This is a genomic window from Bordetella avium (genome assembly GCF_034424645.1).
GTDB lineage: Bacteria > Pseudomonadota > Gammaproteobacteria > Burkholderiales > Burkholderiaceae_B > Bordetella > Bordetella avium.
In genome coordinates this window covers 3,558,958-3,571,784 of sequence record NZ_CP139969.1, presented here as the reverse complement: position 1 = coordinate 3,571,784, position 12,827 = coordinate 3,558,958, and the positions used below count along the sequence as shown (strand labels likewise).

At 63.1% G+C, this 12,827-nt stretch carries 14 protein-coding genes; 10 read left to right on the top strand and 4 right to left on the bottom strand.

The genetic code is table 11. The features are described 5' to 3' along the window. Window positions 1–6: 6 nt before the first annotated feature. Window positions 7–1,269: an O-antigen ligase family protein gene (locus U0029_RS16530; RefSeq protein WP_012415826.1), complete on the bottom strand. Its 1,263-nt coding sequence runs from the start codon at window positions 1,267–1,269 to the stop codon at window positions 7–9. 219 nt (window positions 1,270–1,488) lie between these two features. Between U0029_RS16530 and rfbD the strand changes: the two genes are divergently transcribed. From rfbD to U0029_RS16510, 4 genes are all read left to right on the top strand, one after another. Next, window positions 1,489–2,364, top strand: coding sequence for a dTDP-4-dehydrorhamnose reductase (gene rfbD, locus U0029_RS16525; protein WP_012415827.1), 876 nt, complete (start codon window positions 1,489–1,491; stop codon window positions 2,362–2,364). 29 nt (window positions 2,365–2,393) lie between these two features. Then, window positions 2,394–2,966, top strand: coding sequence for a dTDP-4-dehydrorhamnose 3,5-epimerase (gene rfbC / locus U0029_RS16520; protein WP_012415828.1), 573 nt, complete (start codon window positions 2,394–2,396; stop codon window positions 2,964–2,966). A 115-nt stretch (window positions 2,967–3,081) separates the two neighbouring features. Beyond that, entirely contained in the window at window positions 3,082–4,089 is a 1,008-nt protein-coding gene (gene waaC / locus U0029_RS16515; RefSeq protein WP_012415829.1) for a lipopolysaccharide heptosyltransferase I, read from the top strand. Window positions 4,090–4,098: 9 nt separating this feature from the next. Further along, a complete protein-coding gene (locus tag U0029_RS16510) occupies window positions 4,099–5,370 on the top strand; it encodes a 3-deoxy-D-manno-octulosonic acid transferase (RefSeq protein WP_169507396.1) in 1,272 nt (423 codons plus the stop codon). Here the strand turns inward: U0029_RS16510 and U0029_RS16505 are convergent. The 3 genes from U0029_RS16505 to U0029_RS16495 are packed head-to-tail and all read right to left on the bottom strand — an operon-like array spanning window position 5,367 to window position 7,161. After that, window positions 5,367–5,543: a hypothetical protein gene (locus U0029_RS16505; protein WP_012415831.1), complete on the bottom strand. Its 177-nt coding sequence runs from the start codon at window positions 5,541–5,543 to the stop codon at window positions 5,367–5,369. The genes U0029_RS16510 and U0029_RS16505 overlap by 4 nt on opposite strands. Window positions 5,544–5,557: 14 nt before the next feature. Continuing rightward, window positions 5,558–6,337, bottom strand: a complete 780-nt coding sequence (locus tag U0029_RS16500) for a type III pantothenate kinase (RefSeq protein ID WP_012415832.1) — start codon at window positions 6,335–6,337, stop codon at window positions 5,558–5,560. Next, a complete protein-coding gene (locus U0029_RS16495; RefSeq protein WP_012415833.1) occupies window positions 6,334–7,161 on the bottom strand; it encodes a biotin--[acetyl-CoA-carboxylase] ligase in 828 nt (275 codons plus the stop codon). Before U0029_RS16495 ends, U0029_RS16500 begins: the two co-directional genes overlap by 4 nt. An 89-nt stretch (window positions 7,162–7,250) precedes the next feature. Here U0029_RS16495 and U0029_RS16490 point away from each other — a divergent pair, with 89 nt between their 5' ends. The 6 genes from U0029_RS16490 (at window position 7,251) to U0029_RS16465 (ending at window position 12,788) form a co-directional block, all read left to right on the top strand. Beyond that, window positions 7,251–8,384 carry an MlaE family ABC transporter permease gene (locus U0029_RS16490; RefSeq protein WP_012415834.1) on the top strand — a complete coding sequence of 378 codons (1,134 nt, stop codon included), beginning with the start codon at window positions 7,251–7,253 and terminating at the stop codon, window positions 8,382–8,384. Next, a complete protein-coding gene (locus U0029_RS16485; protein WP_114851585.1) occupies window positions 8,384–9,208 on the top strand; it encodes an ABC transporter ATP-binding protein in 825 nt (274 codons plus the stop codon). Before U0029_RS16490 ends, U0029_RS16485 begins: the two co-directional genes overlap by 1 nt. Further along, window positions 9,195–10,121: an MlaD family protein gene (locus tag U0029_RS16480; RefSeq protein WP_012415836.1), complete on the top strand. Its 927-nt coding sequence runs from the start codon at window positions 9,195–9,197 to the stop codon at window positions 10,119–10,121. Before U0029_RS16485 ends, U0029_RS16480 begins: the two co-directional genes overlap by 14 nt. A 4-nt stretch (window positions 10,122–10,125) precedes the next feature. After that, window positions 10,126–10,716 (top strand): ABC-type transport auxiliary lipoprotein family protein, encoded by a 591-nt coding sequence (locus U0029_RS16475; RefSeq protein ID WP_012415837.1) that lies wholly within the window; start codon window positions 10,126–10,128, stop codon window positions 10,714–10,716. Window positions 10,717–10,748: 32 nt separating this feature from the next. After that, window positions 10,749–11,396 (top strand): alpha/beta hydrolase, encoded by a 648-nt coding sequence (locus U0029_RS16470; RefSeq protein WP_012415838.1) that lies wholly within the window; start codon window positions 10,749–10,751, stop codon window positions 11,394–11,396. A gap of 132 nt (window positions 11,397–11,528) precedes the next feature. Continuing rightward, window positions 11,529–12,788, top strand: a complete 1,260-nt coding sequence (locus U0029_RS16465; RefSeq protein ID WP_012415839.1) for a D-alanyl-D-alanine carboxypeptidase family protein — start codon at window positions 11,529–11,531, stop codon at window positions 12,786–12,788. Window positions 12,789–12,827: the final 39 nt, after the last annotated feature.

Here is a 12,827-nt window from a genome sequence, read left to right as displayed (position 1 = left end):
CCCTGGTTATGAACCGGGGCTGTTTTTTTTCGATGCCCTGGCCCCGTTCGCGGCGCTCGACAGCACGGCGAACAAGGCGATCAAGATGACATACAAACCCAGGGTGCGCATGCCTCGGAACATCAGCTCGGTAAGGCCGAAGGCAGCAAACCCCAAAGACGTTGAGGCGCCCATCGCTGCTGCGGCACGGACTTGTTGCGGCAAGTCATACGCCAGACGCCGCAGAAAGAACACAGCAGGTATGGCGTACAACAGCAACAGCGCTAAGCCGCCTGGAATGCCATAGAGCGCCAGCGCGTCAAGCATGTCGTTGTGAGGCTCTCCGAAGTCTTCTGCGACATAGGGTGAAACTTTGCCTTCAGCAGCCATTTTTTGTAGCGCAGGCGAAAAGCCGGATGCGCCGACGCCCTTGATCGGGTTGTCGAGCATCATGCCCCAGGCCGCTCGCCAGAGCTGCAGCCGCACGCATATCGAGGAATTGACCAGCGGGTTGGCTTCGCATTCAGTGAGTTGCTGACGGCCAAGCTCGACGCGCTTGACGAGGGCGGGGCTGAGCGAACCCACGGCGATCAAGCCGGCCAACACGACGATCAGCGCGGCGAACAGGCGCAAGGGATGGCGGAAGCGGGCATAGACCAATAAGGCCAGCGCTACGAAAATGGGCAGGGCGAGCCAGCCGCTGCGAGTCTGGGTAATGATAAAGCCGGCAAAGGTGACCAGCGTCGTCAGCAGCTTGAAAGCGATTTCGCTGCGCCGGTACCGAGTGAGCGGCCAGCTCAGCGAAAAGAGGTTGATGACGCCAAAGAGCAGCAGCAGATTGCCATAGCTGACGGCGTTGTATTCCGGGGTAAGCGGGCGTTCGCTTAAATGGGTGCCAATCAGGGCGATCAGGCTGACGATGGCGACCCAGCCGGCCGCCAGCGTGCCCCAGAGCACATGTTTCAGGCGTTGCGGGCCGGTTGCCTGCAAGCCGGCCAAAAGCAGCGGCATGCCCAGGGCCAGCCGCAGTCCGCGCTCAAGGTTGATGCTGCTCAAACTGCCGTGCAGCACGGCGATCAACAACATCGCCGCCAGCGGCAAACAGGCCGCTACGATCAGCTTGCGGTAAGCGCTCAGGTCAAGCGCTTGTTCGCGGCAGCCCAGCGCGGCGATGCTCAGCAACAAGGTGAGGTAAAAAGCAGTGCTGCCTCCGCTCGCGGTAATGAGCAATAGTGTGGGGGTTGCGGCAAGCACCGCAACCAGCAGCCAGGAAGGCAAACGTTTGAGCATGATGTCGGCAAGAACTCGCCGGTCTGGGAAACCGGGCGCAGGGCGAGCTGGAAGTAGCGCGTGGGATGAAAAAGCGCGCCAATTATAGGAGATACTTCGTCAAATTTTGGTCAACAGATGCTCATTCCCTGAGGGCTGACACGCGGATGGGAAAAGGTCCCGGCTGCGGTGCTTTCTTGGGGCCGAGTATCGCTGTTGCCCCGTACTACTGGAGATCACATGAAAATCCTGCTGTTGGGCAAGGATGGCCAAGTGGGGCGGACGCTGTGCCGGGCGCTGGCTCCCCTGGGCGAATTGCTCGCGCTGGGACGAAGGCCGCAACCGCAAGGGCATGTCGATCTATCTGATCTGGCCTCACTGAGCCGTCTTGTGCGTGAGGTCAACCCCGATGTCATCGTTAATGCGGCGGCATTTACCGCCGTGGACCAGGCAGAGCGCGAGCCAGACCTGGCGTTCCGAATCAATGCCGAGGCGCCAGAAATCCTGGCGCGGGCCATGCGTGAGAGGCAGGGCTGGCTTGTGCATTATTCGAGCGAGTATGTGTATGACGGCAGCGGCAGCGAGTTCCGTACCGAAGACAGCCCCACCGCACCCCTGAATGTCTATGGTCTCAGCAAGCGGGCGGGCGACGAGGCCATCTGCCGCAGCGGTGCGCACCATCTGTTGTTGCGCACTTCCTGGGTCTATGGTTCACGGGGAGAGGGGTTTCCACAGACCGTGCTGCGTCTGGCGGCAGCCTCGGGAACATTGCGCATGGTGGATGATCAGGTCGGCGCGCCGACCGGGGCGGATCTGCTGGCAGATGTCAGCGCTTTGGCGCTATGGCAGGCTTGCAGACGTCCGGCGGTATCCGGTCTGTATCATGTCGCCGCGGCCGGCGCGGTGTCGCGCGCTGACTATGCGCGCCACGTGTTGAATCAGGCCCGGTTGGCTTGTGCCACGGCGCCCATTGCCAGTGTGGACTACCCCACGCCAGCGCAGCGGCCATTGAACTCGCGGCTCGATTGCACGCGTTTGCAGCGTGTTTTCGGTTTGCGCCTGCCGGATTGGCGCGACGGTCTGGACAGGGCGTTGGCGTCGATGCGTGTGAATTGAATGATCCGGGTTTTACAGGGAAAGAGGCCATGAATTTCTCCCCCACCACCTTGCCGGGTGTCGTGTTGCTGGACCCTAAGGTTTTCGCCGATGCGCGCGGCTGGTTTGCCGAGCGCTTTCGGCAGGATGTCTTCGAGGCGGGGCTGCGGGCATTGGGGCTGCCTGTTCCGGCGCCCTTTGTGCAAGAGAACCATTCCTGCTCTCGACAGGGTGTGTTGCGCGGTCTGCATTACCAACTGGCGCCTCATGCCCAGGGCAAATTGGTAAGCGTGGCCGTGGGTGAAATTTTCGATGTGACGGTCGATATCCGGCCAGACTCTCCCACCTTCGGACGTTGGCAGGGTGTGACGCTCTCGGCAGTCAATCGGCGCAGTCTGTGGATACCGGCAGGGTACGCACATGGCTTTTTATCCTTGAGCGGGCCCAGTGAGGTGCACTATAAAACTACCGCCTATTACTCTCCTGCGCACGAACGCAGTCTGCGGTGGAATGATCCGTTTATGGGCATCGTCTGGCCCGCTGAGGTCAGCTTGCTGTCAGAGCGTGATGAACGCGCGCCTGGCCTGCAAGAGGCTTTGGCAAGTGGTCAGCTTGACGGCTAAGTGCAGGGGCGCGGGGCTTTCTCCACGGGTCTGTCGGCTGAAGATCGTTAATTGTTGTAAATTCCGAGGATTTACAAGATCCAGCGCCCGGCTTGCCCGGGTGCGTCCCGCGTTGATGCCTACCCGCATATTGATCGTTCGCACGTCCTCTCTGGGCGATCTGGTGCACATGTTGCCCGCAATTTCCGATATTGCCCGCCATGTGCCGGATGCCCAGATAGATTGGATAGCGGAAGAAGCGTTCGCCGAAATTCCCGGTTGGCATCCGGCCGTCCGCACTGTCATCAAGGTGGCTCATCGCCGTTGGCGCAAGGCCTGGTGGTCGGATCAGGTGCGCCAGGAACGGCGCGCTCTGGCTGATCGCCTGCGCAACGAGCCTTACGACATCGTGCTCGATATGCAGGGCTTGCTGAAGTCAGCCTGGCTAGTGCGTCAAACACAGGGTATGCGCCATGGGCTGGACTGGCGTTCGGCCCGAGAGCCGCTCGCTTCGCTGTTCTATAACGTGCGGCATCGTGTCGAGTTCTGGCAGCCGGCCGTCATTCGTCAGCGCAAACTGGCCGCCCAAACCTTTGGTTATAGCTATTCGGGTGCGCCGGATTTCGGTTTGCAGGCGTTTTCTCGCCCTGCTGAAGCCGAGCATCCCCTTGTCGAAGAGGGGCGTCGTCTGCACCACCTTAATACGGATAGGGGCTATGCCGTCATCATGCCCTCGGCCAGCCGTGAGGACAAACTCTGGCCCGAGGAAGACTGGCGCGCGGTGTTCCGCCGCTTGCAGGATGCGGGTTGTGCCTTGCGCTTGTTGGCGGGTAATGAGCAGGAAGCTGCCCGTGCCCGTCTGCTGGTGGCGGGCATGGAGGGGGTCGAGGTGCTGCCGCGCATGGATCTGACTTCTGTCGCACGTGTCTTGGCGGGTGCCCGTTTGATGGTGGGCCTGGACAGCGGCTTAACCCATTTGTCGGCGGCGCTGGGGCGTCCGACCATCGGTATTTACCGCGCCTCCACGCCGGTGCGCACACCGTTGGTTGGCTCCAATTACACCGCCAGTCTGGGCGACCGGGGGGCATCGCCTTCGCGTGAGGCCGTCATGGCCTCCGTAGAGCAGGCTTTGGCGGCGCACTGACGCAAGCCTATGCGGCGCAGCCTCTATACCGTCCTGCTGTACACACTCGCTCCACTATTCTGGCTCGGCTTGTGGCGCCGCGCCCGGCGCGTGCCCGGGCAGTGGGATGTCCTGGCGCGCACGCGTTTCGGTCATCCCGAGGCCGATCCTTTGCGAGGCGCAATCTGGATGCATGCGGTCAGCCTGGGTGAGACCCGTGCGGCTCAGCCCCTGATAGACGCTTTGCTTGCGCAGGGGCTGCCCATTTTGCTGACGCACATGACTGCGACGGGCCGCGCCGAAGGGGCGCGGCTGTTTGGCGACGCTATTGGCCGCGGGCAGTTGCGCCAGGTTTGGCTGCCCTACGATTTTCCTGGCGCCGTCGGGCGCTTCTTCGATGCCTACGAGCCGCGTTGCGGTCTGATTGTCGAGCGTGAAATCTGGCCTAATCTGCTTGCTGCCGCAAATGCGCGTGGTCTGCCCCTGGCCTTGGTCAATGCGCGTTTTTCCGCCAGCTCGCTACGGACATCGCTGCGCCTGGGCCGGGTGATGCGCGAAGCGATGTCAGGCCTGGACCTTGTGCTGGCCCAGAGCGAAGCGGATGCGCAGCGGCTGCGTGAGGCCGGGGCGCGAAACGTGCAGGTCACGGGCAATCTCAAATTTGATGTCAGTTTGCCTGAGGCATTGTTGCGGGAAGGCCGGGCCTGGCGTGAGGCGGTGGGCCGGCCGGTCGTGGCGATTGCCAGTACCCGTGAAGGCGAGGATCTGATGTTTTTGCAGGCGCTGGGCGAATTGCCGACGCCTCGGCCGCTTTATTTGCTGATTCCGCGTCATCCTCAGCGTTTTGACGAAGCCTGGGCCCAGGCCGAGGCGACCGGTTTGCGCGTAGGGCGGCGTTCGGCGGGCGCGGCGGGCGCCGAGCTGGATATCCTGGTGGGCGATAGCCTGGGTGAAATGCCGTTTTATTATGCGGCCGCCGATGTGGCCGTGATTGGCGGTAGTTTTGCGCCTTTGGGCGGCCAAAACCTTATTGAAGCCTGCGCGGCGGGCACGCCTGTTATCACGGGGCCACATACCTTTAATTTTGAGCCGGCCACGAGCGACGCCATCGAGGCGGGCGCGGCGCAACGTGTCGAGACTGCCCGGCAGGCTTTGCAATTAGCCGATCAATGGCTAGCTGATCCCGAGCTGCTGCGTCAGCGCGCCCAGGCCGCGCTTGCATGGACCGCGACGCATAAAGGCGCGGTGGCGCGCAGCATCGATGCCCTGGCGCATCGTCTCAAGGTGGGCCGGCAGGTCTAGCCGGGCAGGCCGGGTTTCGTGGCGGGCTTGAGCGTGATCTGTCCGGCGTTCAATTCCCGATTCAATTGGCGCGGGTCGCGCCCCTCGTCGTCGGGTCTTGGCCCCAACCAGCCTTGTCCCAGGCTGTAGGCCCATATATTGGCCAGCAAAATCACGAGAAACAGAATGCGCATGGCAGTTTCGCTAATCAGAGGGCGCTGGCCAGCGCGGCCAGTCCGTCGAGCACGGGTGTTTGCAAGATAACGGGCACGGGCGCCACGCCGAAGGGGGCGCCCACCAGTTGTAGCAGACGTTCGATTTCGGGCCGGACTTCAGTCCAGCCGCCTCCCGCGACATAGACTTCGGGCGGCTGACCGTAACGTTCCTGGCCGGCCAGCCACTGGCGCGCCAGCGCGCCGGCCTGGGCGGCGGCAATGCCGGTGGCAATGGCTTCGTGGGTTTCGGTCGGATACAGGGTGACCGGGCCTTCGGCCAGCGGCAGGTTGGCGGTGCCATGCACCAGCGCACCGCGCATCATGGTCGGGCCGGGGAGGATCAGGCCACCCGCGAATTCATTGTCCGGCCCCAGCGTATCCAGGGTGGTCGCCGTACCGAAAGACGCCAGCAGCGCGGGCGGGTGGCCTTCTGGCAGACGCATGCGCAAGCCCAGCATCGCGGCCCAGCGGTCTGCGCCTAACTGCGCCTGGTTGCGGTAGGCATTGGTCATACCCAGAACTTCGCGGCGCGGCCGCATCCATTCGATGCTGCACCCGCATTGGGCCAGGATGGCTGCGATCGCCTCCCCCCGCGCCTGCCCGGCCACGTTGACCCCGATCGCCCGCGTCGGACGCGGCCTTAGGGTTTGCAGCCAGCTCGCCAGGGCTTGCAGGTCAAGGTTGTCGAAGGCGGCGGGTTCAGGCTCGCGCGCGCCGCTGCGCAGCCAACCCAGCTTCAGACGGCTATTGCCGGAGTCGATAAGCAGCATCATGGGTGGGCACGCACGGAGATTTCACCTGCCGATACGGCGACCAGACCGGCGTCGGTGTGAACTTGCAGACGGCCCAGGGCGTCCAGGCCGGCCGCCTGGCCGCTGTGAATGATCTGGCCTCGGTCTATCACGTTGACGGCGCGCTCGGCCAGGGCATCGGCCTGTGCGAAGCGCGCCACAAAGGCGGCAAAGCCGTCACGCTCCAGGTCGGCGATGGCCGTCTGCCAGGCCAGTGCGCTGGCGCGCACGATATCAGCCGCGTCTTCGACCGCTGCGCTGCCTTCGATCTGGCTCCAGTCGGCGATGGCGCGACCCAGGGTGGCCGACAGGGTATCGGCGTCGCGCAGATTCAGCCCCATGCCGATGACAACGGTATAGCCGTCGCTATCCGGGTTGCGGGTGGTCTCTGCCAGCACGCCGGCCAGCTTGGCGTCGTGCCATTGCACGTCGTTGGGCCATTTCACGCAGACGCCGTCATGGCCGCATAGGCTGCGCAGCGCCTCACAGGCTGCCAGCCCGGCCAGAGGCGAAATGGCAGGTAATTGCGCGGCAGGCAACCGCACATTGAAGGCGCAGGAGAACATCAGCGTGGCGCCGCTGCGGTTTTTCCAGGGCCGCCCGGCGCGGCCTCGGCCGGCCTCTTGCAGATGTGCGCCCAGCAACCAGGGTTTGGGAGCACAGGTCTGGCGCGCGCGCGCCAATAGATCGGCATTGGTCGAGCCGGTGCTGGCCACCCATTGCACATGGGTGAAACTGGGCAGGCGCGCCTGGACGGCGCGCTCTAGCGCCTCAGGCGCGGGCAGAGCGATAGCTTGAGCAGACATGGGGCGAATTGTAGGGCAACGCGGTCTATCATCTTGTCGTTATATGATGTGCCACCATCAGAAATACTGTTCTCGCCACGTCACGCTTCATGCATCAGCAACCACTGCCCGACCGCGACAGTCAGGCGCCGCTCATTCAGAGGGACGGCGACGTCGTCTATCTTGGAGGCGATTGGAGCCTGCAAGCCCTGGCGGTGCGCGGCCAGGTGCAAGCCCGGCGCGATGCGCTGGCGCAGACGCACGCCCATACCCGCTGGGATCTGCGCGGTATTCAGCGTCTGGACACCATCGGTGCAAATCTGCTGTGGCGGCTGTGGGGAGAGCGTCTCCCTGAGCGCGTGCGCCTGACCGACGGCCAGCGCGAGGTGTTTAACGCGCTGGCCGTCAACCCTGGGGCCGTGGCGCCCGCGCCGCCCGTGACGGATCGGTTGAGCTGGGTGCGCGCGATCGGGCAGGCGATTTTCGATGCCGCTCACAACGGCATCATGCTGTTGCGCATGCTGGGTCAACTGGTGCTGGATTTCATCGGTCTGTTGCTACGGCCTTCGCGCGGGCCTTGGCGGGAAATTTCCGCTCAGATTTATCGGACGGGTGCCCAGGCACTGGGTATCACGGCGCTGGTGGGCTTTCTGATTGGTGTGGTGCTGTCTTATTTGTCGGCGCAGCAATTGCAGATGTTCGGGGCAGACCGCTTCATTGTGCGCCTGCTAGGTGTGTCCATTGTGCGCGAGCTGGGCCCGGTACTGGCGGCCATTCTGGTGGCAGGCAGGTCAGGTTCGGCTATTACGGCCCAGATCGGCGTGATGCGTGTGACACAGGAGCTGGATGCCATGAGCGTGATGGGCATTTCGCAAAGCCAGCGCCTTATCTTGCCCCGTGTCGTCGCGCTGGCCATCACTATGCCGCTGCTGGTGTTATGGACGGATGCGATGGCGCTGTTGGGCGGCATGCTGGCGGCTCAGATGCAATTGGGTATTTCGGCCCAGTGGTTTCTTGAGTCCCTGCCCAATGCCGTCACGATTACCAATTATTGGATAGGCATGGTCAAGGGCGTGTCCTTTGGTGTTTTGATCGCGCTGGTGGCCTGCCATTTCGGCCTGCGGATCAAACCCGATACCGAAAGCCTGGGGCGCGGCACGACGACCTCGGTGGTGACCTCGATCACCGGCGTGATTCTGGTTGATGCGCTATATGCCGTGATTCTGAGCGGGATGGGGATCTGATGGCGGCGACGCTTAACGATGATGGTCTTACCTTGACCCCGGTGATCTCGGTGTCGGGCCTGCGCACGGCGTTTGGCGACCACGTCGTTCACGATAATCTCAACCTCACGGTTTATCCGGGCGAGATTCTCGTGCTGGTCGGTGGTTCCGGGTCGGGCAAGACGGTATTGTTACGCCAGATCATCGGCCTGACGCGGCCAGCCCGTGGCGAAGTGCGCATACTGGGGCATGACATCACCAAACTGACGGGCGCCGAGCGCCGCCGGCTGTCGGAACGCTGGGGCATGCTGTTTCAGTCGGGAGCCCTGTTTTCCGCCCTGACGGTATTCGACAATATTGCGTTGCCCCTGCGTGAGCTGCGCACCCTGCCTGAAGACCTCATCCAAGACGTGGTGATGTGCCGGCTCGATATGGTCGGGCTGAATGCCAAGGATGCCCTGAAGAGCCCGTCCGATCTCTCCGGCGGCATGGTCAAGCGGGTTGCCCTGGCGCGCGCTCTCGCGCTGGACCCCGAATTGTTGTTTCTGGATGAACCCACTGCCGGCCTGGACCCTTTGCGCTCTGACGACTTTGTCGATCTGGTGCAGAGCCTGCACCGGCAACTCGGTTTTACGGTGGTCATGGTCACTCACGATCTGGACACGTTGCTGGCATTGGCCACCAGGGTGGCGGTACTGGCGGACAAGCGTGTCATCGCCTGCGATACGGTGCCCGAGATCCTGAAGATCAATCATCCCTTTATCAAAAGTTTTTTCCTCGGCGAGCGGGGCAGGCGTGCGCTCGGGGATCTCGCACCAAAGGAAGCGGGCAATGGAAAATCGTAGTCATGCTTTGCTGGCCGGGGTTTTCACCCTGGTTTTGCTGGTCGCCGCCGCGCTGGTCGCCGTCTGGGTAGGCCGCGATCGAACGGCCTTCAAATTCTATGACATCGTTTCGTCAACACCGGTCAGCGGGCTAACCGCCCAATCGGCCGTGCGTTATCAGGGGGTGCCGGTCGGCAAGGTTCAATCTCTGGTGCTCAACCCCCATAAACCGGGCGAAGTCCGCATTCGTATCGGTGTTGCGCCCACCACGCCCATCACCGCTTCGACCTGGGCCGAAATTGGTGTGCAGGGGGTAACGGGGCAGGCCAACATCGAGCTGCGCGATAACGGTTCATCCAAGGAGTTGCTGGTTGCCCGCGGCGACCAATTGCCCGATATTCCGCTGCGACCCGGTTTCTTTGATCGCTTGGAGCAGCGCGGCAATGCCCTTATGGCCAAATTTGAGGATACGGCCGAAGAGCTGCGCAAGCTCATGAGCCACTCGAATGTTGAGGCGCTGGGTGTCACCTTGAAGAATACGGCCGAGATCAGCACGCAGCTCAATCAGGTCAGCCGCGATTTGGCGCCAGCACTGCGCAAAGTGGGTCCGCTGGTGGACTCCCTCGATAGGGCTTCGGCGGATGCTGCGCAGCTGATGCAGGCGGCCAGCCAGTCTCTGGCGCGCCTGAATGCGCCGGATGGCCCGCTGGCCAATGCCGGACGCAGCCTCCAGGATATTGCACGCGCGGCAGCGCGGCTGAACCAGGATACCTTGCCGGCCATGACCGGCATGGCCAACTCGGTGAGTGGCGCCGCGCGCGATGCCCAGACCGTGCTGCGCAACCTGGGCGACTCGCCCCAGTCTTTACTTTTCGGCCCCGCGCCTGTTGAGCCAGGGCCGGGCGAGCCGGGCTTTGCCGGCTTCAGGAGATGAACCCATGAAAAAAAGCTATATCGCCATGGCTGTGGTCCTGACGCTGGCCGGTTGCAGTGTGGGCCGTGTTGCCCCTCAGGCTGCGCGCTTTGACCTCGGGCTTGAAGCGCCTGCGCAACGTCAATTGCCGGCGCGCGTGCCCATCACTCTGTCTTACTCCGCCGTGCCCACGCTGAACGATACCGGCGTCATTTGGCGGGTGGCCGACAGCACGGCGCCCAAGGCCTATGCAGGCTTTCGCTGGAACGAAGCCCCTGCCAGCCTGGTGCGGCAGCGTTTGCAGGAGCGCCTATCCCGTGAAGGCGCAGTGCTGAGCGATAGCGCCAGCCCGGGGGCGCCGCAGTTGCGCGTTGAACTCACGCGCTTTGAGCAGGTTTTTGCCCCTGATGGCCGCTCCAGCCAGGGGCAGGTCGTGCTGCAGGCCTTGGTACTGCAAAACGGCAAGCTGCTGGGTCAGCGGCGCTTTGCACGCCAGGCGGATGCGCCGACACAGGACGCGGCCGGCGGTGTGACGGCCTTGCGACAGGCCACGGACGGGGCTGCCGAGGACCTCGCGGCCTGGCTTGCCGACCTGTTGCCGCAAGCCGCCGGTTAACATCGCGGTTTTGCGTCTTTCCGGATGGGCCCATGTCCGCACGTACTGAAATTCTTGCCTTTTCCGGCGCTGCCGGCCGTATCGATTGCGCCTTCGACTACCCCGACGGCGAGCCGATAGGCTGGGCCCTGGTGCTCCATCCCCATCCCTTGCACGGGGGCGCGCGCGACAACAAAGTGGTTACCACGATTGCCCGTGCCTGCGCGAATGCCGGCCTGATCGTGGTGCGGCCCAATTTTCGCGGCGTGGGCGATTCCGAAGGCGGGTTTGATCGCGCTGTCGGTGAAACCGAAGACATGCTCGGCCTGATCCCGCAAATCCGGCAGACCTTGCCAGAACTGGCGGACGCGCCCTGGGTGCTGGGCGGTTTTTCCTTTGGCACGGCAGTGGCGGCGCAGGTTTATGCCATGCTGGCCGAGCAGGGCGCAGCGCCTCAGGCCTTGATGCTGATGGGGCCGGCCGTGGCGCGTTTTCAGTTCCGCGCAGTCGAACTGCCGGAAGATACGCTGGTCGTGCATGGCGAAGTGGACGAGGTGGTGCCGCTGGCCGAAGCCATGGACTGGGCGCGGCCGCTCAAATTGCCGGTAGTCGTCATTCCCGGCGCCTCGCATTTCTTCCACGGCAAGCTCCTTAGCTTGCGCAATCTCGTTGCACAACGCCTGAAGCTGGCATTGGGCTGAATTCCCGGTGGCGTTGCATCACGTTGCATGTTCGGTGCATGATGGGAACGTTCCTCGGTAAAGCGGGTCGGATAGGCTGCCTATAATGTTGTGCCGCTGCTTGCCGGCGGCCTTCTGTGAACCTTCTAGCCGATGAAGACCTTGTCCCAATCTGCCTTTGCCCCCTCCGTTTTTTCCCGTCGCGTGATTTCGAGCGCCGTGTTGGCCGTGATGCTTGCCGCCTCGCTGCCGGCCGCTGCTCAACAGCAGGCTCCCGCGGCGGCAGCGCCCGCGACCTCTACCCCCGCGCCGGCTACGGCGGCGGTGGCCACAGTAGGCGAGCTGGCCGCCGTGCCTGCGCCCACTATCGCGGCGCGCGCCTGGATTGCCATCGACGTCAACAGTGGCCAGGTGCTGGCGGCTTCCAACCCTGATCAGAAAGTCGAGCCGGCCTCGTTGACCAAGGTCATGACGGCCTATGTGGTTTTCAACGCGCTCGATGAAAAACGTCTTACGCTCGACCAGCAGGTTCCGGTGTCGCAGCACGCCTGGCGCACAGGCGGCTCGCGCATGTTCATCGAGCCGCGCAAGCCCGTGACGGTCGATGAGCTCATCCAAGGCATGATCGTGCAGTCTGGCAACGACGCTTCGGTGGCGCTGGCCGAGGCCGTGGGCGGCAGCGAGACGGCTTTTGCGGCGCTCATGAACGAGCAGGCCGAACGCTTGGGCATGAAGGGCACGCACTTCATGAACGCCACGGGATTGCCTGATCCGCAGCACATCACCACGGTGCGCGATCTGGCCACGCTGGCCACGCATCTGGTGTCCGACCATCCCGAGTACTACCACTATTACAAGCAAAAAGGTTTTACCTACAACAAGATTACCCAGCCCAACCGCAATCGCCTCTTGTGGGCGGACCCGTCGGTCGATGGGATGAAAACCGGTCATACCGATTCGGCTGGCTATTGCCTCATTTCTACGGCCTTGCGCGGTGACCGCCGCGTGCTCACCGTGCTGGTCGGTGCCGATAGCGAGGCCACGCGCGCTGAAGAAAGCCTCAAACTCCTGAACTGGAGCTTCCAGAATTTCGACACGGTCAAGCTCTATGACAAGAGTCAGCCGGGTCTGGATGCCCGCGTCTGGGAAGGTAAGGCCGAGAACGTCAAGCTGGGCCCACCCAATCCGGTCTGGTTGGCCGTGCCGCGTGGCAAGGGCAATGAGATCAAGCCGATCGCGCAACGCACCGACCCGCTGGTGGCGCCGCTAGCCAAGGGCCAGCAAGTCGGCACCCTGGAATTCACGCTGGACGGTAAAGTGCTGCGCACCGAACCCCTGGTCGTGCAGGAAGATGTCGAGCGCGCCGGCTTTTTTGGCCGCATGACCGACACCGTCAAACGCTGGTTTCATTAAGTCTTCGCACTGAACTGTCCTCCAAAAATGGGTCCAAGC